This is a genomic window from Pseudonocardia sp. ICBG601, assembly GCF_020496245.1.
In genome coordinates this window covers 169,682-195,779 of sequence record NZ_JAHLJA010000002.1, presented here as the reverse complement: position 1 = coordinate 195,779, position 26,098 = coordinate 169,682, and the positions used below count along the sequence as shown (strand labels likewise).

At 73.6% G+C, this 26,098-nt stretch carries 23 protein-coding genes; 10 read left to right on the top strand and 13 right to left on the bottom strand.

Translation table 11 applies throughout. The features are described from left to right. Window positions 1-13: 13 nt before the first annotated feature. The gene (locus KPL57_RS01025) at window positions 14-391 is read right to left on the bottom strand and encodes a DUF5997 family protein (protein WP_062397456.1); all 378 of its coding nucleotides are present in this window, start codon (window positions 389-391) and stop codon (window positions 14-16) included. 93 nt (window positions 392-484) lie between these two features. Between KPL57_RS01025 and KPL57_RS01020 the strand changes: the two genes are divergently transcribed. Then, entirely contained in the window at window positions 485-1,102 is a 618-nt protein-coding gene (locus tag KPL57_RS01020) for a LysR substrate-binding domain-containing protein (RefSeq protein WP_226350619.1), read from the top strand. A 67-nt stretch (window positions 1,103-1,169) separates the two neighbouring features. Here KPL57_RS01020 and KPL57_RS01015 read toward each other — a convergent pair whose 3' ends face one another. After that, window positions 1,170-2,138, bottom strand: a complete 969-nt coding sequence (locus KPL57_RS01015) for an acyl-CoA desaturase (RefSeq protein WP_226350023.1) — start codon at window positions 2,136-2,138, stop codon at window positions 1,170-1,172. Window positions 2,139-2,259: 121 nt separating this feature from the next. Here KPL57_RS01015 and KPL57_RS01010 point away from each other — a divergent pair, with 121 nt between their 5' ends. From KPL57_RS01010 to KPL57_RS00995, 4 genes are all read left to right on the top strand, one after another. Next, window positions 2,260-3,288, top strand: coding sequence for an LLM class F420-dependent oxidoreductase (locus tag KPL57_RS01010; RefSeq protein WP_226350022.1), 1,029 nt, complete (start codon window positions 2,260-2,262; stop codon window positions 3,286-3,288). 44 nt (window positions 3,289-3,332) lie between these two features. Then, on the top strand, window positions 3,333-4,979 hold the full coding sequence (locus tag KPL57_RS01005; protein ID WP_226350021.1) for an NAD(P)/FAD-dependent oxidoreductase: 1,647 nt from the start codon (window positions 3,333-3,335) through the stop codon (window positions 4,977-4,979). A 188-nt stretch (window positions 4,980-5,167) separates the two neighbouring features. Next, a complete protein-coding gene (locus KPL57_RS01000; RefSeq protein WP_226350020.1) occupies window positions 5,168-5,947 on the top strand; it encodes a hypothetical protein in 780 nt (259 codons plus the stop codon). 210 nt (window positions 5,948-6,157) lie between these two features. Next, on the top strand, window positions 6,158-10,012 hold the full coding sequence (locus KPL57_RS00995) for a multifunctional oxoglutarate decarboxylase/oxoglutarate dehydrogenase thiamine pyrophosphate-binding subunit/dihydrolipoyllysine-residue succinyltransferase subunit (protein ID WP_374203646.1): 3,855 nt from the start codon (window positions 6,158-6,160) through the stop codon (window positions 10,010-10,012). A 63-nt stretch (window positions 10,013-10,075) separates the two neighbouring features. On the opposite strand, the gene KPL57_RS00990 is transcribed toward KPL57_RS00995, so the two are convergent. Then, a complete protein-coding gene (locus KPL57_RS00990) occupies window positions 10,076-10,528 on the bottom strand; it encodes a hypothetical protein (protein WP_224401521.1) in 453 nt (150 codons plus the stop codon). Window positions 10,529-10,582: 54 nt separating this feature from the next. After that, the gene (locus KPL57_RS00985; protein ID WP_226350018.1) at window positions 10,583-11,797 is read right to left on the bottom strand and encodes a DUF418 domain-containing protein; all 1,215 of its coding nucleotides are present in this window, start codon (window positions 11,795-11,797) and stop codon (window positions 10,583-10,585) included. An 86-nt stretch (window positions 11,798-11,883) separates the two neighbouring features. Here KPL57_RS00985 and KPL57_RS00980 point away from each other — a divergent pair, with 86 nt between their 5' ends. Further along, the gene (locus tag KPL57_RS00980) at window positions 11,884-12,060 is read left to right on the top strand and encodes a DUF6104 family protein (RefSeq protein ID WP_020623156.1); all 177 of its coding nucleotides are present in this window, start codon (window positions 11,884-11,886) and stop codon (window positions 12,058-12,060) included. A 48-nt stretch (window positions 12,061-12,108) separates the two neighbouring features. Here the strand turns inward: KPL57_RS00980 and KPL57_RS00975 are convergent, their stop codons facing one another. The 6 genes from KPL57_RS00975 to KPL57_RS00950 form a co-directional block, all read right to left on the bottom strand. Next, window positions 12,109-13,197 carry an S-(hydroxymethyl)mycothiol dehydrogenase gene (locus KPL57_RS00975; RefSeq protein WP_226350017.1) on the bottom strand — a complete coding sequence of 363 codons (1,089 nt, stop codon included), beginning with the start codon at window positions 13,195-13,197 and terminating at the stop codon, window positions 12,109-12,111. Then, window positions 13,194-14,186, bottom strand: coding sequence for an LLM class flavin-dependent oxidoreductase (locus KPL57_RS00970; RefSeq protein WP_226350016.1), 993 nt, complete (start codon window positions 14,184-14,186; stop codon window positions 13,194-13,196). The genes KPL57_RS00975 and KPL57_RS00970 overlap by 4 nt, the downstream gene beginning before the upstream one ends. Then, complete coding sequence (locus KPL57_RS00965; protein ID WP_226350015.1) at window positions 14,183-14,959, bottom strand: HpcH/HpaI aldolase/citrate lyase family protein; 777 nt, start codon at window positions 14,957-14,959, stop codon at window positions 14,183-14,185. Before KPL57_RS00965 ends, KPL57_RS00970 begins: the two co-directional genes overlap by 4 nt. After that, entirely contained in the window at window positions 14,956-15,864 is a 909-nt protein-coding gene (locus KPL57_RS00960) for a hypothetical protein (RefSeq protein WP_226350014.1), read from the bottom strand. The genes KPL57_RS00965 and KPL57_RS00960 overlap by 4 nt, the downstream gene beginning before the upstream one ends. A gap of 30 nt (window positions 15,865-15,894) precedes the next feature. Next, a complete protein-coding gene (locus KPL57_RS00955; protein WP_226350013.1) occupies window positions 15,895-16,785 on the bottom strand; it encodes a DUF6282 family protein in 891 nt (296 codons plus the stop codon). Window positions 16,786-16,858: 73 nt separating this feature from the next. Further along, entirely contained in the window at window positions 16,859-17,941 is a 1,083-nt protein-coding gene (locus tag KPL57_RS00950; RefSeq protein ID WP_226350012.1) for an ABC transporter substrate-binding protein, read from the bottom strand. Between the two features lie 245 nt (window positions 17,942-18,186). Here KPL57_RS00950 and KPL57_RS00945 point away from each other — a divergent pair, with 245 nt between their 5' ends. The 4 genes from KPL57_RS00945 (at window position 18,187) to KPL57_RS00930 (ending at window position 22,314) form a co-directional block, all read left to right on the top strand. After that, on the top strand, window positions 18,187-19,011 hold the full coding sequence (locus KPL57_RS00945) for an IclR family transcriptional regulator (RefSeq protein ID WP_226350011.1): 825 nt from the start codon (window positions 18,187-18,189) through the stop codon (window positions 19,009-19,011). Between the two features lie 41 nt (window positions 19,012-19,052). After that, complete coding sequence (locus KPL57_RS00940; protein ID WP_226350010.1) at window positions 19,053-19,835, top strand: ABC transporter ATP-binding protein; 783 nt, start codon at window positions 19,053-19,055, stop codon at window positions 19,833-19,835. Between the two features lie 31 nt (window positions 19,836-19,866). Then, window positions 19,867-20,712 (top strand): ABC transporter permease, encoded by an 846-nt coding sequence (locus KPL57_RS00935; protein ID WP_226350009.1) that lies wholly within the window; start codon window positions 19,867-19,869, stop codon window positions 20,710-20,712. Window positions 20,713-20,871: 159 nt separating this feature from the next. Next, on the top strand, window positions 20,872-22,314 hold the full coding sequence (locus KPL57_RS00930) for a CitMHS family transporter (RefSeq protein WP_226350008.1): 1,443 nt from the start codon (window positions 20,872-20,874) through the stop codon (window positions 22,312-22,314). 184 nt (window positions 22,315-22,498) lie between these two features. Here the strand turns inward: KPL57_RS00930 and KPL57_RS00925 are convergent, their stop codons facing one another. From KPL57_RS00925 to KPL57_RS00915, 3 genes are read right to left on the bottom strand one after another with little or no spacing between them, the layout of a single operon-like run. Next, window positions 22,499-22,861: a hypothetical protein gene (locus KPL57_RS00925; RefSeq protein ID WP_139283056.1), complete on the bottom strand. Its 363-nt coding sequence runs from the start codon at window positions 22,859-22,861 to the stop codon at window positions 22,499-22,501. Next, entirely contained in the window at window positions 22,858-25,650 is a 2,793-nt protein-coding gene (locus KPL57_RS00920; RefSeq protein WP_226350007.1) for an FtsK/SpoIIIE domain-containing protein, read from the bottom strand. Before KPL57_RS00920 ends, KPL57_RS00925 begins: the two co-directional genes overlap by 4 nt. 19 nt (window positions 25,651-25,669) lie before the next feature. Continuing rightward, complete coding sequence (locus KPL57_RS00915) at window positions 25,670-25,930, bottom strand: hypothetical protein (protein WP_020623160.1); 261 nt, start codon at window positions 25,928-25,930, stop codon at window positions 25,670-25,672. Between the last annotated feature and the right edge of the window lie 168 nt (window positions 25,931-26,098).

The following is a 26,098-nucleotide window of genomic DNA, read 5'->3' as shown; positions in this document are numbered from 1 at the left end:
TCCGGTCCTCGTCCTACTTCTTCTGCTGCTGCGCCTTCAACCGCGCGGCCTCGCGCTGGCTCTCGGCGCGGGTGGCGCGCTCGCGCGCGAGCCACTCGGGCTCCTCGGACTTGATCGCGGCGATCTGCTCGGTGGTCAGCGGCTCGGTGATCCCGGCGCGGGCCAGTCCCGAGATCGACACCCCGAGCCGGTCCGCGACGACCGGCCGCGGGTGCGGCCCGGTGGTGCGCAGCTCGCGCAGCCACTCCGGCGGGTCGGCCTGCAGGGCGTCGAGCTCGTCGCGCGAGACGACCCCCTCGCGGAAGTCGGCCGGGGTGGCGTCGAGGAGCACGCCGAGCTTCTTCGCCGCGGTCGCGGGCTTCATCGTCTGGGCGGACCTCTGGCGCGTCATGTCACCAGGCTATGCGGCTAGCCTCGACCGGTGACCGCCACGTCCTTCCACCTCGGCTACGTCCCGGGAGTCACGCCCGGCAAGTGGACCCGGATGTGGGCCGAGCGCCGCCCCGGGGTCCCCCTGGAGCTGCACACGGTGACCGCCGCCGAGGCCGCGGACCTGGTCCGCGCGGGCACTGTGGACGCCGCCGTCGCCCGGCTGCCGATCGACCGGACCGGGCTGCACGCGATCCCGCTCTACACCGAGACGACCGTGGTGGTCGTCCCGAAGGAGCACGTGGTGACCGCGGCCGACGAGGTGACCGTCGCCGACCTGGCCGACGAGATCGTCCTGCGCACCGGCGACGACACGCTCGACTGGCCCGACGGGCCGCCCGGCCGGGCCGCGGAGTACGCACCGCCGACGACGGCCGAGGCGGTCGAGATCGTCGCCGCGGGGGTCGGGGTGCTGGTCGTCCCGCAGTCGCTGGCCCGGCTGCACCACCGCCGGGACCTCACCTACCGGCCACTGGTCGACGCACCGGGCTCCGGCGTCGCACTGACCTGGCCGGACGCGGAGAACAGCGACCTGATGGAGGAGTTCATCGGGATCGTGCGCGGCCGCTCGGCGCACAGCACCCGGACCCGTCGCAGCGAGCCCCCGGCGGCGCCGGCACCGCGCCCCCCGTCGACGGCGGGGAAGCGGCGACCGGCCCGGCGTCGCCGCTAGGCCGCCGGACACGACGACGCCCCCGGTGCACGGGGCACCGGGGGCGTCGGACGTATGACGCGGAGGGTCAGGCCGCGGCGGCGGCCGGCTTCTTCGAGAGCTTCTCGAGGCGGCGCGTGGTGGGCCAGCGGACCGCGGTCGCCCAGCCGAGCTTCTCGAAGCCCCGGATGACGACGGCCGAGATGTCGATCTGGCCCTTCTTCACACCGTGCCGGGCGCAGGTCGGGTCGGCGTGGTGCAGGTTGTGCCAGGACTCGCCGAAGGACAGGACCGCCAGCCACCAGACGTTGGCGGACTTGTCACGGGAGGCGAAGGGGCGCTCGCCCCAGATGTGGCAGATCGAGTTGATCGACCAGGTGACGTGGTGCAGCACCGCGACGCGGACCAGGCCGGCCCAGAAGAACGCGGTGAACGCGCCCCACCAGGACATGGTGACCAGGCCGCCGACGAGCGCCGGGCCCGCCAGGCTGAACACGACGATCAGCGGGAACGCCTTCTCCACGCGCATCATGTCGCGGTCCTCGAGCAGGTCCGGGGCGAACCGCTTCATGTTCGTGAGGTCGCGGTTGAAGATCCAGCCCATGTGCGAGTGCCAGAAACCCTTGACCAGCGCCTTCGCACCGGTGCCGTAGAGCCACGGCGAGTGCGGGTCGCCCTCCTTGTCGGAGAACGCGTGGTGCCGGCGGTGGTCGCCGACCCAGTCGAGCACGCTGCCCTGCAGCGAGATGCTGCCGGCGACCGCCAACGCGATCCGCAGCGCCCGGTTCGCCTTGAACGAGCCGTGGGTGAAGTAGCGGTGGAAACCGACCGTCACACCCAGGCCGCTGACCAGGTAGAACACGACGAACAGCGCGACGTCGACCCACCCGAGGCCCCAGCCCCACGCGAGCGGGACGGCGGCGAACAGCGCGAGCGTCGGGAGGACGACGAACAGTCCGACCAGGAACATCGCGCCGGGCGGGCGCTGCCCGTCGACGATCGGCGCGGGCGTCCGCTTCGCGGGCGTGCTGCGGGGTGGTGCGGCCTCGAGCGTCATGGCTCCACTGTCCCGGCGGCGCTACCCACCGGGCAGTGCGGCTAACCCCCCTGTTGCGATTCGGGTTCCGCTCCCCGGTCCGGACTTGACCGACGAGTAACTTGTGAGTACTGAACGGGGAGTGAAGCTCTCCACCGTCCTCCCCTACGGCGACGACCCGATCCGCAACGCGGACGCCGTCACCGACATGGAACGCGCCGGCCTCGACGTCGTCTGGGCCGCCGAGGCCTACTCCTTCGACGCCGTCTCCCTGCTCGGCTACCTCGCCGCGCGCACCGAGCGGCTCGAGATCGGCTCGGCGATCCTGCCGATCTACTCGCGCACCCCGACCCTGACCGCGATGACCGCGGCCGGCCTCGACGCCCTGTCCGACGGCCGGTTCAGCCTCGGCCTCGGCGCGTCCGGCCCGCAGGTCATCGAGGGCTTCCACGGCGTCGCCTACGACAAGCCGATCGGGCGCACCCGGGAGATCATCGAGATCTGCCGCAAGGTCTGGAAGCGGGAGGAGAAGCTCACCAACGACGGGCTCTACCCGATCCCGCTGCCCGGCGGCACCGGCCTCGGCAAGCCACTGAAGATCATCAACCACCCGAAGCGCGCCGACATCCCGATCTGGGTGGCCGCGCTGGGCGAGAAGAACCTGCAGATGACCGCCGAGCTCGCGAACGGCTGGCTGCCGCACGTCGTGCTTCCGGAGAAGATCCAGGAGGTCTTCGGGCCCGCGCTGGAGGCCGGCTACGCCAAGCGCGCCCCCGAGCTGGGCCCGCTGCAGATCACCGGCGGCGGGATCGTCGCGCTGGAGGAGGAGTTCTTCGAGCCGGCCCGCCAGGCCGCCCGCGGCCTCTACGCGCTCTACATCGGCGGCATGGGCGCGCGCGGCAAGAACTTCTACAACACCGTCTTCGCCAAGCAGGGCTACGCCGACGCGGCGAAGACCGTGCAGGACCTCTACCTGGACGGGAAGAAGGAGGAGGCCATGGCCGCCCTCCCCGCCGACTTCATCGACAAGGTCACCCTGATCGGCTCCGAGGGCCACGTCCGCGAGCGGATCGCGGCGCTGCAGGAGAACGGGATCACCCACCTGCACGTGAACCCGATGACCAACGACGTGAACCGCACGTTCGAGAAGCTCAAGACCTGGATGTCCTAGGTCCGGGCTTGCCGGGCCCGCGCGGGCGTGCTCATCTGGGTGACATGGTCGACAGCGCTGTTGGTCAGGACGTCGCCCCCGAGGAGTTCGACGCGGTCGTGGTCGGAGCCGGGTTCGCCGGGCTCTACATGCTGCACCGTCTGCGCGGGCTCGGGATGTCCGCCGTCGTGCTGGAACGCGCTGACGGCGTCGGCGGGACCTGGTACTGGAACCGCTACCCGGGCGCGCGGTGCGACTCGGAGAGCTACTACTACTGCTACTCCTTCGACTCCGCGCTGGAGCAGGAGTGGACCTGGACCGAGCGCTACCCGCGCCAGCCGGAGATCAGGGCCTACCTCGACCACGTCGCCGACCGGTTCGACCTGCGCCGGGACATCCGGCTCTCGACCACCGTCACCGGGGCCCGCGCCGACGCCGACGGGCGGGGCTGGACAGTGTCGGTCGAGGACGGCCCCGACCTGCGCTGCCGGTTCCTGGTCACCGCGGTCGGCTGCCTGTCCGCGGCGAACGTGCCGGACCTGCCGGGCCTGGACGACTTCGCCGGGCGCTGGTTCCACACCGGCAGCTGGCCGCACGGGGGCGTCGACGTCGCCGGGCGGCGGGTCGGCGTCGTCGGCACCGGCTCGACCGGGATCCAGGCGATCCCGGTGCTGGCCGAGCAGGCCGCGCACCTGACCGTCTTCCAGCGCACCCCGAACTACTCGATCCCGGCCCGCAACGGCCCGCTGACCGAGGACGAGTCGCGCGCCTACAAGGCCGACTACGACCACATCCGCGAGATCCAGGCCGGGTCCACCAACGGGCACCCGTTCACGATCGACGACCGCTCCGCCCTCGACGACCCCGACGACGAGCGCGAGCGCGTCTACCGGGCCGCCTGGGAGCGCGGCGGGCTGCGGTTCCGCGCAGCGTACCGGGACCTGCTCGCCGACGAGGCCGCCAACGCCACCGCCTCGGAGTTCATCCGCGACCGGATCCGGGAGGTCGTCGAGGACCCGGCGACCGCCGAGGCACTGCTCCCGCACGACCACGGCTTCGCCACCAAGCGCCCGCCGATCGACACCCACTACTTCGAGACCTACAACCGCGACGACGTGACGCTCGTCGACGTCCGGGCCGACCCGGTCGAGGCCGTCGAGCCGGGTGGTCTGCGGCTGCGTTCGGGCGCGCTGCACGAGCTGGACGACCTGGTGTTCGCCACCGGCTTCGACGCGCTGACCGGCCCGCTGCTGCGTCTGGACCCGGTCGGCCCGGACGGCACGGCGCTGAGCGACGCCTGGCGCGCGGGCCCCCGGGCCTACCTGGGGCTGGCCGTGTCCGGCTTCCCGAACCTGTTCACCGTCACCGGGCCGTTCAGCCCGTCGGTGCTCACGAACATGCCGACCTCGATCGAGCAGCACGTCGACTGGATCGCCGGCTGCCTGGCGCACCTGCGCGCGACCGGCCGGGACCGGATCGAGGCCGACCCGGTCGCCGAGCGCGACTGGGGCGAGCACAACCGGGCCGCCGCCGACGCGACGCTGCTGCCGCGGGCCGCGTCGTCCTGGTACCTGGGCGCGAACGTGCCGGGCAAGCCGAGCGTGTTCATGCCCTACGCCGGCGGGTTCGCCCGCTACGCCGCGACCTGCGCCGACGTCGCCGCCGACGGCTACCGCGGGTTCCGGCTGTCCGGCCGCGGCGCGGCCGCGTGAGCACCACGCCACCCCCCCGACGAGGGGACCTGCGGCATTGCGCCGTTCGGCCCAGTACCGGGGGGGTCGCGTCACGGCTCGTAGGCGGGGCGTAGAGAATGTGTGACGTCATCCACGGTTCACGGCGCCCCGGGCAACCCCTGCCGGGGCACCCGCGACAGGACTCGCGACATGACGAGGAGCCCGACTTGCTGGAGCTCGCCATCCGGACCTCCGACGAGCCGATCTCCCCCGGGCAGTACCGGCACACGGCGACGCACGCCTGGTGGATGGGGACCTGCTTCGCCCGCGACGAGCTCTGCGTCCACTACAGCGAGCACCTGGTCCAGCAGTGGACCCCGCTCGACCCGGCCCAGGACTGGCTGCTCGACCGCGAGCTGACCGGCCGCGTGCACTGGCTCAGCGGCGACGGCGCGGCTGCGATCGAGGACGGCTTCGACATCGCCGACCAGTGGCCCACCGGCCGCTTCCGCGCCCCGCACGGCGACTTCTACGCCGCGCTCCACGGCCACCGGCCCGCCGCCAAGGTGGGCTCGTGGGCCAACCCGACCGAGGCGTTCCTCGCGGGCCTGCCCCGCGACCCGGCCGCGATGCTGGACCGGCTGATCGCCGACAGCCCGCCCGGCCGCGGCTACACCGGCCCGTTCCCCAGCGCGGTCGACGCGCTGCGGACCTGCCGGGTCCCCGCCGAGCTGCGCGCGGTGCTCTACGCCGCGCTGCGCCGGATGCCGGCCGTCTCCCTCGGCGAGACCGACAACCTCGACGGCGAGCGGCACCCCACCCTCGTCCACGACGACGGGCCGGTCCGCACCGAGCTGCTGATCTCCCCCGTCGACGGGCAGTACGCCGGCGAGCGCGACACCGTCCGCCGACCGGCCCGCGTCGGCCCGCCGGTCGGGACGGTCGTCGCCGAGACGGCGACGCAGACGGCGGTGGTCGGCGTCCTCGGGTCCCCGCCCGGCTTCTGAATCGTGCCGCTCGCCGTCCGCGTGCGGTCGATCACGAAACGATCACGAAGTGGGACCCGGCACACTGCCCGGTCTCGCGCCGAGGGGACTAACCTGGTAGCCGGTCGCGACAAATCGAGCAGCTATCAAGGCGGTTGACGCAGAGTGTCATCGAGCAGTACCTCCCATCAGGCGAGCGACTTCGGTCCGAACGAGTGGCTCGTCGAGGAGATGTACCAGCGCTTCCAGGAGGACCCGTCGGCCGTGGACCCGGCCTGGCACGAGTTCTTCGCCGACTACGGCAAGGACGGTGAGCAGACCTCCTCGTCGTCCGTCGGGACCGAGGAGCCGGCCGACACCTCCTCCGGCAACGGGTCCGCCCCGGCGGCCTCCTCGGGTGGGGTCACCCGCGGCGCGGCCACCGAGGACGACCAGGGCAGCGGGAGCGGCACGGAGACCGGCGCGGCCGGCTCCGGCGACGCCCCGGCCCAGAAGGCCGTGACGAACGGCGGGAAGGCCGGCGGCAAGGGCACCGCCACCTCCCGCGACGTCCCGCCGCCGGTCACCCCGAAGGCCGAGCCGCCGCCCGCCGAGGAGCGCCTGCGCACCGCGAGCGCACCGGCCCCGGCGTCGTCGTCGAACGGGACACCGGCCAAGCCCGCCGCGGGCAGCGGATCCAAGGCCGCGAAGCCGGCGCAGGACGGGGGTGGCGCGACCACCACCCCGCTGCGCGGTGCCGCGAACGCCATCGCCAAGAACATGACGTCGTCCCTCACGCTGCCGACCGCGACCAGCGTCCGTGCGGTCCCGGCCAAGCTGCTGGCCGACAACCGCATCGTCATCAACAACCACCTCAAGCGGACCCGCGGCGGGAAGCTGTCGTTCACGCACCTGATCGGCTACGCGCTGGTCCGGGCCCTGGCCGACTTCCCGAACCTGAACCGGCACTTCGTCGAGACCGACGGCAAGGCCTCGGTCGCGACGCCGGAGCACGTGAACCTCGGCCTGGCCATGGACATGGCGGGCAAGGACGGCAGCCGCACGCTGATCGTCGTGTCGATCAAGGGCTGCGAGAACCTGTCGTTCGCGCAGTTCTGGCAGTCCTACGAGGGCATGGTCCGCAAGGCCCGCGAGGGCAAGCTGACCGCCGAGGACTTCTCCGGCACCACGATCAGCCTCACCAACCCGGGCACGCTCGGCACCAACCACTCGGTGCCGCGGCTGACCGTGGGCCAGGGCGCGATCGTCGGCGTCGGCGCGATGGAGTACCCGGCCGCGTTCCAGGGCGCCTCCGAGGAGCGCCTCGTCGAGCTCGGCATCTCCAAGATCATCACGCTGACCTCGACCTACGACCACCGGATCATCCAGGGCGCCGAGTCCGGCGACTTCCTGCGCCGGATCCACCAGCTGCTCCTCGGCGAGGACGGCTTCTACGACGACATCTTCGCCTCGCTGCGGGTGCCGTACGAGCCGGTCCGCTGGGTGCAGGACTTCCCCGAGGGCGAGGTCGACAAGACCGCCCGCGTGCTGGAGCTGATCGAGTCCTACCGGACCCGCGGCCACCTGATGGCCGACACGGACCCGCTGAACTACCGCCAGCGCCGGCACCCCGACCTCGACGTCCTCAGCCACGGTCTGACCCTGTGGGACCTCGACCGCGACTTCGCGGTCGGTGGGTTCGGCGGCCAGAGCCACATGAAGCTGCGCGACGTGCTCGGCCTGCTGCGCAACTCCTACTGCCGCACCATCGGCACGGAGTACATGCACATCGCCGACCCCGAGCAGCGCAAGTGGCTCGAGGAGCGCATCGAGGTCTCGCACGTCAAGCCGGACTCCTCGGAGCAGAAGTACATCCTGTCCCGGCTGAACGCGGCCGAGGCCTTCGAGACCTTCCTGCAGACCAAGTACGTCGGGCAGAAGCGGTTCTCGCTGGAGGGCGGCGAGACCGTCATCCCGCTGCTCGACGCCGTGCTGGACAAGGCCGCCGAGCGCGAGCTCGACGAGGTCGTCATCGGCATGCCGCACCGTGGCCGGCTCAACGTGCTGGCCAACATCGTCGGCAAGCCGATCAGCCAGATCTTCCGCGAGTTCGAGGGCAACCTCGACCCGGGCCAGGCGCACGGCTCCGGCGACGTGAAGTACCACCTCGGCGCCGAGGGCAAGTACTTCCGCATGTTCGGCGACGGCGAGACCGCGGTCTCGCTGACCGCGAACCCGTCGCACCTGGAGGCCGTGGACCCGGTGCTGGAGGGCATCGTCCGCGCGAAGCAGGACCTGCTCGACAAGGGCGACGGCGGCTTCACCGTGCTGCCGGTGCTCATGCACGGCGACGCGGCGTTCGCCGGCCAGGGTGTCGTCGCCGAGACGCTGAACCTCGCGCTGCTGCGCGGGTACCGCACCGGCGGCACCGTGCACGTCGTCGTCAACAACCAGGTCGGGTTCACCACCGCGCCGGAGCACTCGCGCTCCTCGCAGTACTGCACCGACGTCGCGAAGATGATCGGCGCGCCGGTCTTCCACGTGAACGGCGACGACCCGGAGGCCTGCGTCTGGGTCGCCAAGCTGGCCGTCGAGTACCGCCAGCGCTGGAACAACGACGTCGTGATCGACATGATCTGCTACCGGCGCCGGGGCCACAACGAGGGCGACGACCCCTCGATGACCCAGCCGTCGATGTACGACATCATCGACGCCAAGCGCAGCGTCCGGAAGATCTACACCGAGTCGCTGATCGGCCGTGGTGACATCACCATGGAGGAGGCCGAGCAGGCGCTCAAGGACTTCTCCAACCAGCTCGAGCACGTCTTCAACGAGGTGCGCGAGCTCGAGAAGACCCCGCCGGTGATCTCGCCGTCGATCGAGTCCGAGCAGCTCGTCCCGTCCGACCTCGACACCTCGGTCCCGCTCGAGGTCGTCCACCGGATCGGCGACGTGCACGCCAACCTCCCCGAGGGGTTCGCCGTGCACAAGCGGGTCGAGCCCGTGCTGCGCAAGCGCGAGAAGATGTCCCGCGAGGGCGACGTCGACTGGGCCTTCGCCGAGCTGCTCGCCATCGGCTCGCTGGCGATGGACGGCCGGCTGGTCCGACTGTCCGGTCAGGACTCGCGTCGCGGCACCTTCGTGCAGCGGCACTCGGTCCTGATCGACCGGCACACCGGTGCGGAGTACTTCCCGCTGCGCAACCTGGCCGAGGGGCAGGGCCGGTTCCTGCCCTACGACTCGGCGCTCTCGGAGTTCGCCGCGGTCGGCTTCGAGTACGGCTACTCCGTCGCCAACTCCGACGCGCTCGTCATGTGGGAGGGCCAGTTCGGCGACTTCGTCAACGGCGCCCAGTCGATCATCGACGAGTTCATCTCCTCCGGCGAGGCCAAGTGGGGCCAGCTCTCCGACGTCGCGCTGCTGCTGCCGCACGGCCTGGAGGGCCAGGGCCCCGACCACAGCTCCGGGCGCATCGAGCGCTTCCTGCAGCTGTGCGCCGAGGGCTCGATGACCGTCGCGCTGCCGTCGGACCCGGCGAACTACTTCCACCTGCTGCGCCAGCACACCCTCGACGGGGTGCGCCGGCCGCTGGTGGTGTTCACGCCGAAGTGGATGCTGCGTGCCAAGCAGGTCGTCAGCCCGCTGTCCGACTTCACCGAGGGCCGGTTCCGCCCGGTCATCGACGACCCGGAGCACGCCGGCAAGGGCGACACCGTCTCCGGTGTGAAGCGGGTGCTGTTCTGCTCCGGCAAGATCTACTGGGAGCTGGCCGCGGCCCGCGACAAGCGCCGCAAGAACGGCGACACCACGGTGGACGAGGCCGCGCTGGTCCGCGTCGAGCGGCTCTACCCGATGCCGGCCGAGGAGATCGCCGCCGTCCTCGAGCGCTACCCCGAGGCCGCCGGTGACGTCCGCTGGGTCCAGGAGGAGCCGGCCAACCAGGGCTCGTGGCCGTACTACGGCCTGGAGCTGCCGCAGAAGCTGCCCCAGCTGCAGGGCAGCTTCACCCGGGTGTCCCGGCGCCGGATGGCGGCCCCGGCCGCCGGCTCGTCGAAGGTGCACGAGGTCGAGCAGGCCGAGCTGATCGACAAGGCGTTCGCCGGATAACACCACGCACGACGACGGCCCGGTCGGGGATATCCCCGGCCGGGCCGTCCGTGTCCCGGGGGGTCAGGAGCGGCGCAGCGCCCCGGCGACGACCGCGGCGCCGGTCACGACCGGCACGGCCCACTCCGCCACCCGGATCCGGCGGCGCAGCGCGGCGTCCGGGCCCTCCGGCGTCGCGGCGCGGCGGCCCAGCGCCCCGGCCCAGGCGCTCGCGGCGAGCGCGGCACCGGTCAGCGCGGTCCGGGTCGCCGCCGCGGCCGCGACGCCCGGCTCGCGCCGGCGGACCGCGTCGCGCGCCAGCAGGCCCGCCCCGCCCAGCAGGTGCGCCGCCGTCGCGGCGGTGCCGATCCGGCCCCATCCGCCCCAGCCCGCGCCGGCGAGCCGTTCGCGCTCGGCCGGGTCGCCGACCGCGTCCAGTGCGCCGTTGAGGCCGGTGACGCCCATCAGCGAGCCGCCGAACCAGGCGGCCAGGCCGACGTCGTGCAGGGTGCGGGCCACGGGAGGGGTGAGTGCCATGAGAACTCCGGATCGGGGGGACGGCGGGGCCGCGGGCGCGGCGGTCCGTCGACGCTACCGAGCGCTCCGCGGCGCCGGCCCGTAGGTCAGGCGGCGGAGCAGCGTCTCGGCGGGCCCCCGCACGCCGGCCCGGTCGAGCCGGTACGCGACGACGACGGTCAGCAGCCACACCCCGACCGCGACCAGCGACGCCGACCAGCCGGACAGGTGCGCGCCCAGCCCGAGGCCCCAGGCGGTGAGCAGCGGCACGAACAGCAGCGACTGCGCCAGGTAGCCGCTCAGCGAGCGACGGCCGAGCGCGACCAGCGCCCGGACCGGCAGCGGCGCCGTCGGACGGGTGCCGAGCCGGTGCGCGACGAGGCCGAACACCGCCGCGTAGCCGAGCGCGGCGAAGATCCCGGTGGCGATGTGCAGGCCGGCGAAGGCACCCGGGTCCGGCAGCGCGATGACGCCGATGTGCACGAGGGCCTGGGCCAGCCCGGCCGACCAGCCGACGGCGATGCCGACGACGGCGGTGCGGCGCAGCAGGGGCAGGTGCGCGCCCGGCTCCTCCAGCACGCGGTGCCGCGCGGCGAGCAGCCCGAGCAGCACCGCGGCGGGCATCACCAGCGTCACGAACGCCCCGGGGATCGCCGACACCCACAGCGCGAGCCGCAGCGGCAGCGTCGCGAACCAGTCCGGGGTGGCGAGGGCGAGCTGCTGCGCGGCCGACGTCGGCGTCGTGCCACCGGTGAACTGCGCCAGCACGCCCGTCACCGCGGGGACGACCACGGCGAGACCGGCCAGGACCCCGGCCCCGATCCGCAGGGTGCGGTCGCTGCGGTGCAGGAACAGCGGCACCAGCACCAGGCCCAGGACGCCGTAGGTGCCGAGGATGTCGCCCTGCCACAGCAGGGCCGCGTGCAGCAGGCCGAGGGCGAGCAGCCACCAGTGCCGGGTGCGCAGCAGCCGCCGCGCCTGCGCGTCGGTGCCGCCGCCGGCGATCCGGCGGGCGTACAGCTGCCCGATGCCGTAGGCGAACAGGAACCCGAACAGTGTCCAGGCGCGGCCGTCGACGGCGGTGATGGTCACGACCTGGGCGATCCGGTCGGCGAGCCCGCCGTCCGCGGCGTGCAGCAGCGTGGCCCCCAGCTCGGAGGTGTAGGCGAACCAGGGCGCGTGGGCCAGTGCGATCAGCAGCAGCATCGCGCCCCGGGCGAGGTCGGGGGCGAGCGCACGGTCACTCACCGGGGTCGGGGCGACGGTCGCGGCGGACGGCGCGGTGGACATGGGATCTCCTCACGAGGCGGTGGGAGACCATCGGAAACGATGCCGTCGCGTCCGGGTCAAGCGGCGGCCGCCGTATCCTCGCCGGCATGTACTTCACCGACCGCGGCATCGAGGAGCTCGTCGACCGGCGCGGCGACGAGCAGGTCAGCGTCGAGTGGCTGGCCGACCGGCTCCGCGCCTTCGTCGACGCGAACCCGCAGTTCGAGACGGCCGTCGAGCGGCTGTCGAGCTTCCTCGCGCGCGACGACGCCGACGACGAGTGACGCCGCGGGGCCGGGAGGGGACTCACCGGCCCCGCGGCGGGCCGGGGGTCAGAACACGACGACGGAGCGGATGACCTCGCCGTCGCGCATCCGGGCGAACGCGGTCTCCACGTCGTCGATGCCGATCTCCTCGGTGACCATGTCCTGCAGCGGCAGGCGTCCACCGAGGTGCAGCTCGACCAGCCGCGGGAAGTCCCGCGACGGCAGGCACTCGCCGTACCGGCTGGACCGGATCGCGCCGTCCCGGCGGAAGAAGTCGATCAGCGGGAGGTCGGGGACGGTCGCGTCGGGGTGCGGCACCCCGACCAGGACGAGCGTGCCGGAGGGGCGGCGCGCGTAGAAGGCCTGCTTCCACGTCTGCGGCAGCCCGACCGCGTCGATGACGACGTCGGCCCCGGCCCCGCCGGTGAGCTCGCGGACGCGCTCGACGACGTCGGTGTCCCGGGCGTCGACGGTGTGGTCGGCCCCGAACCCGGTCGCCCACTCCAGCTTCCGCGGGTCGGTGTCGATCCCGATGACGGTGGTCGCACCGGCCGTCCGGGCACCGGCGATGGCGGCGTCGCCGACGCCCCCGCACCCGATCACGGCGACCGTGTGTCCGGGCCGGACGCCACCGGTGGTGACCGCGGCACCGAACCCGGTCGTCACCCCGCAGCCGATGAGCCCGGCGACCTGCGGGCTGATCCGCGGGTCGACCTTCGTGCACTGCCCGGCGTGGACGAGGATCTTCTCGGCGAAGGCCCCGATCCCCATCGCGGTGCCCAGCGGCGTCCCGTCGGTCAGCGTCATCGGGGTGCTCGCGGTGCGCGGCGCCGTGCAGGACCACGGCTCGGCGTCCCGGCAGGACCGGCAGGCACCGCAGACCGCGCGCCAGTTGAGGATCACGAAGTCGCCCGGGGCGACGTCGGTGACGCCCTCGCCCACCGACTCGACGACGCCCGCGGCCTCGTGGCCGAGCAGGATCGGGAAGCGGCCGGGGATGCCGCCGTCGCGGAAGTGCACGTCGGTCTGGCAGACCCCGCAGGCCTGCACGCGGACCACGGCCTCGTCGGGTCCGGGGTCGGGCACCACGACGGTCTCCACGGTGACCGGCTTGCCCAGGTCGAGGGCGACGACGCCGCGGACCTCCTGGCTCATGACGTGCTCCTGTCGTGTTCTCGTGATCCGGCCGGGAGCGCTCCCAGCCGGGGTAGGACGTGCTCGCCGAGCAGTGCGACGGTGCGGCGGGCCACCTCGGCCGGCATCGGGTGCGGCGCGACCCGCACCTGGATCTGGGATACGCCGGCCCGCCGGTGGTCGCGGAGCCGGGAGAGGACCTCGTCCGGGGTGCCGACGAGCACCGGGTCGGGATCGCCGTCGGCCCGGCCCACGTCCCACAGCCCGCGGGAGCGGTAGTAGTCCCGCAGCCCGCCGAGGTGTTGCGCGGCGTGGTCGCGGGCCCGGTCACCGTCGGTGTCGACGACGCAGATGCGGTTGGCCGCGACGGTGCCGGTGCCGCCGGCGTCGCGGTAGGCCGAGGCCTGCCGGGCCAGGACGCGGTCGGAGTAGTTGGTGGCGGCGTAGTAGCCGTCGGCGGCCGACACCGCGCGGTGCACCGCGGCGGCGCCGGACCCGCCGACGAGGACCGGCGGCCCACCGGCCCGCCACGGCGCGGGGACCGCGCCACCGCCGTCGCGCCACCGCTCGCGCATCCCGGCCAGCACGGTGTCCAGCAGCGCGCCGCCGGCGCGGTCCGGCCCCCCGAACCTGCCGCGCAGCGGGGGCGGCCCGAGCCCGAGGCCGAGCACCAGCCGTCCCTCGCTGAGCTGGTCGAGCAGCGCGGCCTCGGTCGCGAGCCGGTCCGGGTCCTGCGCGCGCACCAGCAGCACCCCGGTGCCGAGGCCCAGGGTCGTCAGCGGGGCCAGGTGCGCCAGCACGAGCAGCGCCGAGGGCAGGTGGAACGGCTCGGGCCGGGCGTGGAAGCTCTCGCCGAGCCACACCGAGTCGAAGCCCGCCCGCTCGGCGGTCTCCAGCAGCGGCCGGGCGCGGCGCAGCTGCGCGGCGACCGGCCCCATCGCGGGCTCGGACCCGAGGTCGAGGGCCAGCCCCAGGGTCATCGACGGGGACATCGACGGAGACGCGGTCATGCCGTCTCCCGGACCCCGGTCACCAGGTCGGCGGCGGCGCTCGCGAGCAGGCTCGCGTCGTTGCCGCCCACGACGAAGTCCGTGCCGTGGTCGAACGCCGTGCGGATCGCCGCCGGCGCCGCGCCGTAGGCCAGCCCGAACACCTTCCCGGCGCCGTGCGCGGCCGCGCGGGCCGTCCCGATGTGGGCGAGCACGTCGTCCGACGACGGCGTGGATCCCGTCGAGAGCGCGAGGTCCGCGGCGCCGACGAACAGCCCGGCGACGGCCGGGAGCGCCGCGATCCGCTCCGCGTCGGCGATCCCGGACTCGGCCTCCAGCTGGACGATCAGCATCGCCTCGTCCCGGCCGAAGCCGAGGTAGTCCGGCGTCGGGCGCCGGCCCCAGTGCCCGGCCCGGCTGGTCCCCCCGGACCCGCGGGTGCCCTCCGGGGGGAAGGAGAACGCCCGGGCCACCGCCTCGGCCTGGGCGAGGGAGTCCACCCGTGGGACGAACAGCCCGCAGGCACCGGCGTCGAGCATCAGCTGCACCGTCGACGGCCGGTGGTCCGGGATCCGGACGAACGGGACCAGCCCGTGCGCCCGCGCCGAGGACAGCAGCCAGGCGGCCGTCTCGATCCCGATCGGGGCGTGCTCCAGGTCGACGACGACGAAGTCGAACCCGGCCCCGGCGACGATCTCCACCGGTTCCGGCGCGGCCAGCTTCAGCCAGGTCCCGAGCGCGCGGGCCCCCGGCCGCAGCACCGCCCGCGGCGACACCGGCCCGGTGCCGGTCACGCCGGGAAGTCCTCGGCGTTGCGCACCCAGCCGGGCTTGGCGGAGAAGTCGGCGCGCGGCGGGCAAAAGATGTCGATCAGCCGGTTCTCCCCCGGGCCGTCGGCCTCGGAGGTGTGCACGGTGGGCGGCGGGATGACCGTCAGCGAGGGGCTGCCGACGCCGACGTGCTCGTCCTCGCGCCAGTGGTTGCGGTCGGTGACCCAGGGCGTGCGGATGTGGTGGGTGTAGTGGCCGTGGGTCGCCAGCGAGTACTGCTCGAAGTCGTCGTGGTGGTGCGGGGAGAGCGTGTCGGCCGGGCGCGGCCCGTCGTGCGCGGCCAGCAGGTTGACCATGAACGAACGGCTGCGGAAGATCCGTCCGAACCTCCCCTGCTCGAGCGGGTGGTCCTCGGCCCGGTAGAACCGCACCCGCTCCGGCCCGGGCGGGGCCGGCCACGGCTCGGCCGGTGCGACCCGGGGCGACGGCTCGGCGAACGCGGCGGCGTTGCTCGCGCGCCCGGCCCAGCCCGGCTCGTCGCTGCGGACCAGCAGGGTCAGGTCGGCGGTGCCGGTGTTGTCGATCCGCACGGCGCCGGGCGGCAGGACCGCGACGCCGTGCCCGGCGAGCGCGGTGCTGGCGCCCTCCCAGGTGACGTCGGCGGCCGCCGCGGTGTCGGTGAGGATCAGGACCGTCTCCGAGGAGAAGGTGGTGTCGACGACCGTGCCGGGCCTGCGGGCGGCGACGTGGTGCACCACGGCGTTCTGGCCCCGCGTCGTCCAGGTGTCCCCCGCGTCGGTCGTGGTCGCGGGCAGCGCGGTGAAGTCGAGGTACTGGGCGGCGGCGATGGGCCGGGTCCGGTCGATCCCGGCGGCCTGGGACGCGAGGGTGCGGCGCGGGTCGGTGGTGGGGGTGAGCTCGGTGGTCACGGGAGTCCTCCTGTGCGGTCGGCGACGCGTCTACTCGGCGATGCCGAGCAGGTGGGCGGGGTTGTCGACGACCATCCGGCGCAGGTCCTTCTCGTCCAGGCCGAGGTCGAGCAGCGCCTCGCAGGTGCCCAGCCACGCGTCCACCGGGGCGGGGTTGCCGCGCTGGCCGGCGTCCGAGGCCAGCACGGTGTGCTCCGGACCGATCCGGGAGATCCACTCGAACAGCGTCTCCGGCTCGAAGTGCCGGTTCTCCCGGTGCGGGTTGTACATCCCGACCTCGTGCTCGACGTAGGCGCCGAGCCCGACGAACTCCTCGCAGGTCTCGGGCTCGGCACCGATCACGAAGTTCGGGTGGCTGATCACGAGCTTGTCCATCCCGGCCGCGCGGGCCTCGGTGAACAGCACCCGGATCTGGTCGGGGTACATGTGCCCGGCGTTGAGCACCGCATCGGCCTCCCGGACGATCCCGACGACCTCGCGGGCCTCGGCGGTCAGCCCGCCGTCGGGCCCGACCACGTCGATCCGCTCGATCGTGGTGTGCACGGTCGAGGTCGGGAACTGGCCGCCCTCGGGGTGGCAGTCGATGTGCCGGCCCGAGCTGATGGTCGGGAACCACACGACCTTGCCGCCCATCGACAGCGACAGCCGCACGGCGTGCGGGTTGACGCCGCCGACCGGGCTGTTCAGCGCGATCCCGCCGAACACCTCGGTCGGGATCGACGCCAGCTGGTTGGCCTGCGCGAGCACGTCCATCACGGTGTTGTGGTGGTGCGACTTGACCACCATCGCCCGCATCCCGAGCCGGTCCCATCCGTCCTGTGCGGCCTCGTAGTGCAGGAACCGCCGCGGGTAGGGGCTGGGGCCCGAGTGGACGTGCATGTCGATCAGGCCGCGCAGCGCGGCGAGGACGGCGTCGGACATGGGAGCGGTGTCCTTCCTGCGTGCCGCGGTGGCGGCACGGGTCGTGGGAGGCGGATGGAGCGGGGCGGGGTGGTCAGGACCCCGCGGACGGCGTGACCTCGGACGGGGTGAAGTCGCCGATGGCCGCACCGGCGCCCGAGTCGAGGACGTCCTCGACCGGCGGCTTCCCGGTGATCAGTCCGGCACCGAGCGCCCAGTCGGCGAAGCGGTCCACCGACGCCGGGTCGATCTCGGTCCACGAGGTGCTCTGCGGGTCCGGGATGAGGGCGCCGAGCCGGGTCTCGATCATCGCGACGCCGTCCTCCAGGGCCTTCTGCTCGTCCTGGTCGGGGCCCGGGCGGGTCTCCGGCTTGGAGTCCCAGACGGCGCGCACGGCGTCCTCGGGGTGCTGCCGGCTCCAGGCCAGCGCCTTGGCGACGGCCCGGCCGAGCTTCGCGTAGGCCTCGGGGTTCTCGGCGAGCGCGGACTTCTGGGCGAGCAGCCCGCCGCCGAAGAGCTGGTCCAGCCCGGGGACCGGGATGTCGGTGACCGCGATGTCCTGCGAGCGCAGGCTGGTGTAGAGGGTGTCGTACATGGCGAGCGCGTCGACGTCGCCGCCCCGCACCGCCGTGACCTGCTGGGCCCCGACGCCGATCGGCACGATCGTCACGTCCTTCTCGCTCATGCCCTCGGCCTTCAGCGCGGTGCGCAGCAGGGTCGCCCCGGTACTGTTCGCGTTGGTGACGCCGACCCGCTTGCCCCGCAGGTCGGCCACCGAGGCGATGCCGCTTCCGGGCACCGCGGCCAGGCCGTAGATGACGTGGCCGTAGAAGGGCATGAAGTACTGCAGGTCGGTGCCCTGCTGGGCCGCGATCATGACCGGCTCGGGGGTGGCGACGGCGACGTCGGCGTTCCCGCCGATGATCTGCTGGGCGGCCTCGGTCCCGGACTTCGCGGTGCTGAAGGTCGCCTGGACGCCCTCCTCGCGGAGGAAGCCGAGCCGGTCGGCGAGGGTGATCGAGCCGGTCTCCACGCTCCAGGCGGCCGTGGTGACCACGACGTTGAGCGTGTTCCCCGAGCCCGGGTCGGTGGAAGAGCCGCAGGCGCCGAGCCCGGCGACCAGGGCCGCGGCGGTGGCGACGACGCCGAGGCGGCGCAGCAGAGTGCTGCTGTTCATCAGATGCCTGCCTTCGTGGGAGGTGTCCGTGGAGGGGCGGGCACCACGCGTGGCTCTCGAACGCCCCGACTCGCGTCGCACCGGATGACCGCATCCCGAACTATAAGTTCGCATCCCGACATGTCAAGACTGCGCTGTCTGCGACAAATCGACTACAGATCCGATTGATGCTTGTGCGCGGCCCTTGTCGCGCCCTATCTTCGCAACACGCAGATCGCTATACGATCATCTGGAGGCCACGGCGTATGAGCGGCGACACGGTTCCCCTCCCGGACGTCGGCTCCCGGTCGACCGGCGACATCCAGGCCGTCGCCCGTACCGCGCAGATCCTGGCGCTCTTCGGCCCGTCCCGGCCCACGCTGACGGTCGCGCAGGGGGCGACGCTGCTCGGGCTGAACCGGACCACGACCAACCGCTACTTCATGTCGCTGGTGGCGGCCGAGCTGCTGGAACGCTGCCCGGACCAGCAGGCCTCGTTCCAGCCGTCCCGGCTGCTCTACCAGCTCGGGGCCTTCGCCCTGGGCCGCCAGCAGGTCACCGAGATCGCTCCCCCGGTGATGCGCGACCTGTCGGCCGACGCCCACCTCACCGTCGCGATGGCCCTGTGGGGTGCGGGCGGCCCCGTCGTCGTCCACGTCGAGCAGCACGTCACCTGGGGCGCGGCCGTCACCGTCCGCGTCGGCCACCAGCTCGCCAGCGACGCCGCACAGACCCAGGTCTTCCTGGCCTTCCACCCGGACCGCTTCGCCATCGAGCGTCTGCTCGGGACCGTCCCCGGTGCCCAGCGCGAGGACCTCAACGAGCGTGCCGAGCAGGCGCGGGCCAGCGGGATCGGCAGCACCACGACCTCCGCGGGTGTCCGCATCCTGGCCGCGCCGGTGTTCGGCGCCCGAGGACTGGCCGCCACGATCGCGGTGATCGGCACCGCAACCGCGCTGGCGCCGGGGTCCGCGGCCCGCGAGGAGTCCCTGCTCACCGCCGCGGCGATGCGCCTGACGGACCTGATGGGCGGGACGTGGCCGCTGCCGGTGCCCGACGCCGTCGCCGGGCCGGAGTCCGGCACCGCCTGACCCGGCCCTCTCCCCCGAACCGTGCACAGAGGAGTGCCCCCATGACCCTGGCCACGACCGACGCCGTCGCACTGACCGGCGTGCACAAGAGCTACACCAGCAAGCGGGGTGGCGAGGTCGTCGCCCTCGACGACGTCGACCTCGCCGTCCCGCAGGGACAGTTCCTGTCCATCGTGGGCCCGAGCGGCTGCGGCAAGAGCACCCTCCTGAAGATCATCATGGGGCAGACCCGCCTGACCCACGGCTCGCTGAGCTTCGGCGGCGAGCTGCTCCCGGGCCGGCACCGTCTCGGCATGGTCTTCCAGCAGGCGTTGCTGCTGCCCTGGCGGACCGTGCGGCAGAACCTGCTGCTGTCCCACGACCTCAACGGCGCCCCGGCCGAGGGGTCGGACCGGATCGCCGACGAGATGCTGGCCAAGCTGGGCCTGTCCGACTTCGCCGACAAGTACCCCAACGAGCTCTCCGGCGGGATGCAGCAGCGGGTCGGCATCGGGCGCGCCCTGGTGCACGACCCGCAGATCCTGATGATGGACGAGCCGTTCGGCGCGCTGGACGCGCTCACCCGCGACCAGCTCGGCATGGACCTGCTCGAGATCTGGGAACGGGACCGCAAGACGGTCCTGTTCGTCACCCACAGCGTCCCCGAGTCCGTCCTGCTGTCCGACCGGGTGGTGGTCATGACCGCCCGGCCCGGCCGGATCGCCGAGGTCATCGACATCGACCTGCCCCGCCCGCGGGTCCTCGAGACGATCAACACCCCCGAGTTCGGGAGCTACGTGACCCGGATCCGCAGGCTCCTCAACTCCGAGCACAGTGCCCACTGAGCGCCCGCCCCGCCCCACCACGGAGACAGACATGACGACGACGTCGGACCGCAGCACCTCCGTCCGGACGCCCCCCGCCACCGCCCGGCCGCCCCGCCGGCGGCTGGTCGACCAACCCGGCTGGCTGCTCGCGTCCGGGCTCGCCGTCCTGCTCCTGGCGGTGTGGGAGGCCGCCGTGGTCGTCTTCGACGTCTCGGCGCTGATCGTCCCCGCCCCCTCGACGGTGGCGCGGTCGCTGTGGGTCGGGCTGACCGACGGCTCGCTGCTCCCGCACGCGTGGGTCACGCTGCAGGAGATCCTGCTGGGCTTCCTGCTGGCCGTCGTCGCCGCGCTGTCGGTGGCGTTCCTGGTCACCCAGTCGCGGCTGGTCGACAAGGCGGTCTTCCCGCTGGTCGTCGCGACCCAGACCATCCCGAAGGTCGCCATCGCGCCGGTCCTGCTGATCTGGTTCGGGACCGGGATGACCTCCAAGGTCGTCACGACCGCGCTGCTGGCCTTCTTCCCGCTGCTGGTCAACGCGATCCACGGGCTGCGCTCGACCGACCCCGACCAGATCGCGATGTTCCGCTCGTTCGGCGCCACCCGCGGACAGGTCTTCCGCAGGCTGCAGTTCCCCAGCGCGCTCCCGAGCATCGTGGCCGGGCTCGACGTCGCCGCCATCTTCGCGGTGACCGGCGCGATCGTCGCCGAGTTCGTCGGGTCGACCGAGGGCCTGGGCTACGCCATCCAGGCCACGAACTTCACCCTCGACGTGTCCCGGACGTTCGCGGTGCTCGTCCTGCTGTCCGCGATCGGCATCACCCTGCACTTCATCATCACCGGCGTCGGCAGGCGCGTGGTGTTCTGGGCGAACGACGCGACCCGCATCGACCACTGACCCGCCCGTCACGGGGCGGCCGGCCGCCCGTCCGCCCCGTGACCACAACGACCACAGGGCACGCAGCGACCACTACGTGGGCTGTGTCCGCAAGCGGGACCGGGGCCGGGGCCCGGACCTAGCGTTGCTCCTCGACACATCCGTCGAGGAGGAGCACCGATGCTCATCGTTCTCGGGTCCGCGATGATCGCGGTCTTCATGTACCTGATCCTGGCGAAGCGGCTCGCGCCGACGCTGGCGCTGGTACTCGTCCCGCTGACCTTCGCCCTCGTGGCGACCGGCACCGGCCTGTCCGAACCGGGCGAGGACGGCGTCGTCGACTCGATCTCGTCGGCGTTCAAGGACTTCGCGCCGACGGCCGTGCTGCTGTTCTTCGCGATCATCTTCTTCGGCACGATGATCGACGTCGGGCTGTTCGACCCGCTGATCCGCTTCGTGCTGCGCACGGTGAACAACGACCCGGTGCGCCTGGTCGTGCTGACCGCGGTGCTCGCCGGTGTCGTCTCCCTCGACGGCGACGGCTCGACCACCTTCATCATCACGGTGTCCGCACTGCTGCCGATCTACCTGCGGCTCGGGCTGAGCCCGGTGGTGCTGACCGTCGTCGCCAACCTCGCGAACGGCGTGCTCAACATCCTGCCCTGGGGCGGCCCCACGATCCGCGCGGCGACGGTGCTGAACGTGTCGCCCTCGGAGCTGTTCAACCCGATGGTCCCGGGCATGGTGGCCGGCATCGCCACCGTGCTGCTGCTGGCCTGGCAGCTGGGCCGTTCCGAGCGCAGGCGGCTGCTCGCCTCGGGCCGCACGCTGTCGGTCGTCGCCGACGAGATGGTGGCGGTGCGCGAGCCCGCCCTGGTCGGCGGGGGCACCGGCACCGACGGCACGCACGGCACCGACCGGCCGGCGTCCGGCTCCGCCGGGGGCTCCTCCGACGCCGACGACGCCGCCCTCGAGGGCACGCTGGACCCGAACCGTCCGACGCTGCGGCCGAAGCTGATCTGGTTCAACCTCGGGCTCACCGTCGCGCTGCTGGTGCTGCTGGGCATGGACGTCCTGCCGCTGTCGCTGGTGTTCGTCGCGGCCGCCGCGATCGCCCTGGTCGTGAACTTCCCGAAGCCCGAGGACCAGCTCCGGGCGGTGACCTCGCACGCCACCTCGATCGTCGGCGTCGTGTCCATGGTGTTCGCCGCCGCGGTCCTGGTCGGGGTGCTGTCGGGCACCGGCATGGTGACGGCAATGGCGAACGGGATCGTCTCGGCCGTGCCGCCGTCGGTCGGCTCCTGGTTCGCGGTGATCACCGGTGTGCTGAGCATGCCGCTGACGTTCTTCCTCACCAACGACGCGTTCTACTTCGGCATCCTGCCGATCCTCACCGAGGCCGCGGGCCACTACGGCATCGCCCCGGTGGAGATGGCCCGCGCCTCGATCATCGGCCAGCCGGTGCACATGACCAGCCCGCTGGTCCCGGCGCTGCTGCTGCTCGTCTCGCTCGCGAAGGTCAACCTGGCCGACCACCACCGCAGGGTGATCTGGCGGGCCGCGGTCTGCTCGCTGGCGATGCTCGGGGTCGCGCTGCTGCTGGGCGTCGTCCCGCTGGGCTGACCGCCCGCCCACGATCCGGTGCCGCACACGCGGTACGCCGGGGAGGGGCGGACGGCGACCACCGGCCCCGGACCCCCGGCACGACCGTCGAGATGCAGCTCAGGGCTGCCCGCCACCCGCGTGGCCGGCCCGGGGCTGCATCTCGGCGTGTCCGGCCCGGGCGGGTGCGGCGTGCGGGGCGGGGTCAGTCGTCGTCGCGGCGCAGGCGGAACAGCCGCCGGTCGCCCGAGGAGCGCAGCTCGCGCAGGGCCTCGTCGGCGGCCTCCTCCAGCGCGGCGTGCTCGTCGGGGTCGGCCCGCAGGTCGGGTCGCGGCCGGGGACGCCCCGGCTCCTCGGCCGACCACATCAGCTGCAACGCCGCCTCCCAGCGCAGCTCGAACATGCCGCGGGCCAGGGTGAGCCGGTCCGCGGCGTCGCGCAGCTCCCGCTCGGTGCCGCGCAGCTCGCGGCGCAGCTCCTCGGCCCGCCGGGCGTCGCGTTCCCGCAGGTCGACGACGGCACCGGCCAGCTCGGCCACGACCGCGCGGTAGCGCTCGACGGCACTCACATCCCACCTCCGGCGAGGGTGTCCGGGCCGCCGCCGCCCGCGTCGGTCAGGATGACCAGCTGCGGGCGGCCGTGCCGGGAGCGGTCGAGGAACAGCGCGCGCCCCGGCGTCGGCGTCCAGTCCAGCGGCTGTCCGCCCAGCAGCGGCACCAGGTCGGTGCCCTGCACGCCGGTCGCCACCCAGGCGCCCAGGTCGTCGATCGCCGCACCCGGCGGGGCCAGCAGCGTCTTCAGCCGCTGCGCGCCCTGCCACCAGCCCAGCACGTGCACCCCGGCCCCGGGCCCGTGGCGCAGCAGCGCCCGCAGGTCCTCGGTGCCGGTGCGGTCCAGCATCGACTCCGCCGCGTCGGCGCCGAACACCACGACCAGCAGCGACGCGTGTCCCCCACCGCCGCCCGACGCGGCCCGGGCACGGACCGTCGCCGCCAGCTCGGCGACGCGGGCGGCGAACCCGTCGGCGGACACCTTCTCCACCGTGCCGGGCAGGTCCGGGGCGAGCGCGCCCGCGGCGGCCGCCGCGTCCGGGGCCAGCGGCACGAGCAGGACCTGCGCGCCGGCCGGGTCGGGCAGCGACACCACCACCGAGCGGACGGCCGAGCACAGCAGCGGGACCGCGACGCGGGCGTCGGGCCCGATCACCCCGAGGTTGCGGCCGGGGCCGTCGGACAACTCGGCGGCCGCGGGGCTGCCGTGCACGTCGACGAACTGCCCGACCAGCGCGCGGGGCACGCCGTCGGCGGGCAGCCGGGCGGCCAGCGCGTCGTGGGAGGGGGCACGGGCGCCGTCGAAGACGACCGGCTCCGGGGTGTCGGGGAAGTCGGTGAACGCGGTGACCTGGACGTCGCGGACCACCGGGCCGCCCGCCTCGGGCAGCCGGACCACGTGGTTGCCGTGCGCGACGCCCGAGTCGTGGTTGACGATCGCGTGCCAGCGCGGGAGCGCCAGCGCCGCCTCGTTGTCCTGGGCGAGGATCCGCCGCGCGCGGGGCAGCGCGATCCGCAGGACGAACTGCTCGAAGATCGCCGAGCGGCCCCACAGCGCGTCGATGCCGGAGACGTCCTGGCTGGCCAGGACCAGGTGCACACCCTGCGAGCGGCCGCGCCGGGCGACGTCCTCCAGCAGCGCGGTCGCCTCGGCGCTGACGGCGTCGCGGCCGGTGAACAGGAACTGGAACTCGTCGATGACCGCGACGATCCGCGGCAGCCGCAGGTCGGGGCGCTCCACCCGGAGCTCGGCCAGCTTGGTCGCGCCGTGCCGGCGGGCGGCCTCGGCGCGGCTGCGCATGACCTCGGACAGGTGGCGCAGCAGCGCCAGCCCGAACTCCCGGTCGGTGTTGATGTTGACACCGATCAGCCGGGCCTGCGGGAGCCGGTCGGCGCGGTGGCCCTCCGGGTCCGGGGCGAACGGGGTGAACGACACCCCCTCCTTGAAGTCGAGCAGGTACAGCTCGACCTCGTCCGGGCCGTAGTGCGCGGCGAGACCGGCGATCCAGGCCAGCAGCAGGTTCGTCTTGCCCGACCCGCTGGGCCCGCCGACGAGCGCGTGCGGGGAATGGTCGTCGAGGCTCAGCTCGGCGGGGATGCCGTCCTCGTGCCCGACGACGACCTTCAGCCCGTCGTGCGAGCGGCCCTCGCCGCGCCGCCGGGGCAGCATGTCCTTGAACGCGCCCAGCCGTCCGCGCCACTGCTCGTGCCCGGCGGCGATCGCCTCGCACACCGCGGTGACGTCGTCGGCCGGTACCGGCGGGTCCGGCTCGACGAGCACGTGCGGTCCGGTCACCGAGGTCCGCACCGGGACCGGCAGCCGGTCGTCGGCCGGGTCGACGCCCGGCGGGTCCCCGAAGTCGACGGTCTCCACCGGACGCGGCAGCGCCGCCGGGACGTCGAGCAGCACCAGCTGCACCCCCGCCGCGACACCGCCGCGCGCCACCCGCTGCAGCTGGCGCAGCTCGGCCTCGGGCAGCTCGCGGCCGTTGCCGACGAGCACCGCCACCAGCCACGCCTCGGGCCGCTCCCCCGTGCGGTCGGCGAGCTCGCGCAGCGAGGTGGCGCCGTCGGCGAGCACCCGGGTCTGCACCCGGCGGATCCGGTCCGCGAGCTGGTCCAGCAGCCGCCCCAGCCGGGTCGGGTCGTGCACGGTCAGCAGCCCGGTGCGGGTCAGCGGGTACAGCCCGGGCAGGGCGCCTGCGAGCTGGCCGACGTCCCAGACGTGCACGTTCACCGCGCCCGGCCGGAAGTGCCGCACGGTGCGCAGGACCAGCTGCTCGACCATCGCCTCGGCCCGGTCGCGGGAGCGCGGCGTCGACACCACCTGCAGGTGCGCGCCGTCGAGCAGCGGGACCGCGACCCGGAACGGGGCACCGCCCTCCACCGAGCCGGTGCCGAGCACCCACATCTCCGGGACCGGACCGGTCGGCTCGACGGCGCCCGCGACCGGCTTCCAGTCGGCCGGGGCGTCCCCGGCGGCGCCGGGGCTGGCGTCGGCGACGATCTCCGACAGCGTCTGGGGCGAGTCGCCCTGCCAGCGGTCGAACACGTGCGCCCGGTCCTCGGCGACCCGGGCGAGGACGCCGGCGAGCCGCGGGTTGCCGAGCACCCGGGCCAGCCCCGGGTCGCGGCGCGCGGCGTCGTGCCCGGTCTCGCGCAGCCACAGCTCCGCCATGACCTCGGCGTGCCGGGCCGCGGCCCGGTCGCGGCGGCCCTCCGCCGCACCCAGTGCCCGCGACGCCGCCCGGTGGAACCCGTCGAAGGCGGACCGGATCCGCTCGCGACGGTTCGGGCGACGGGCCATCAGAGGCGGGCGGGCGCGGTCAGAGCCGCGAGGCGACGTCGTCGGCGGACTGCATGGCGATGTGCAGGGCCTGCTCGACCTCGTCGATCTTCTCCGACGCGGCGGCGAAGCGGGCGCGGGCGTCGTCGGCGTCGTTCTGGGCGGTGCCGTAGATGTTCTGCGAGAACGCGGCGCCGGCCTCCTCGATGGCCTGGCGGGCGTGCCGCAGCGCGCCGAGGCTCTCGGTGGCCTGCTGGTTGGCCCGCCCGATCCCGGCCCGGATCTCGTCGATGTTCGCCATGCCCACCCTCCGTGCGTGCGCGTGCGGCGACCGTGACCCGGCCGACGCCGCGGCCAATCTATCGGCCGGTCCCGGTACCCGTTCATGGTGCGCCGGGCGTGCACCGGCTGCAACGGCGGGTGCGCCGTGCGTCGTAGCCCGTCGCCGCGATCGGGGGTCCGATACGTC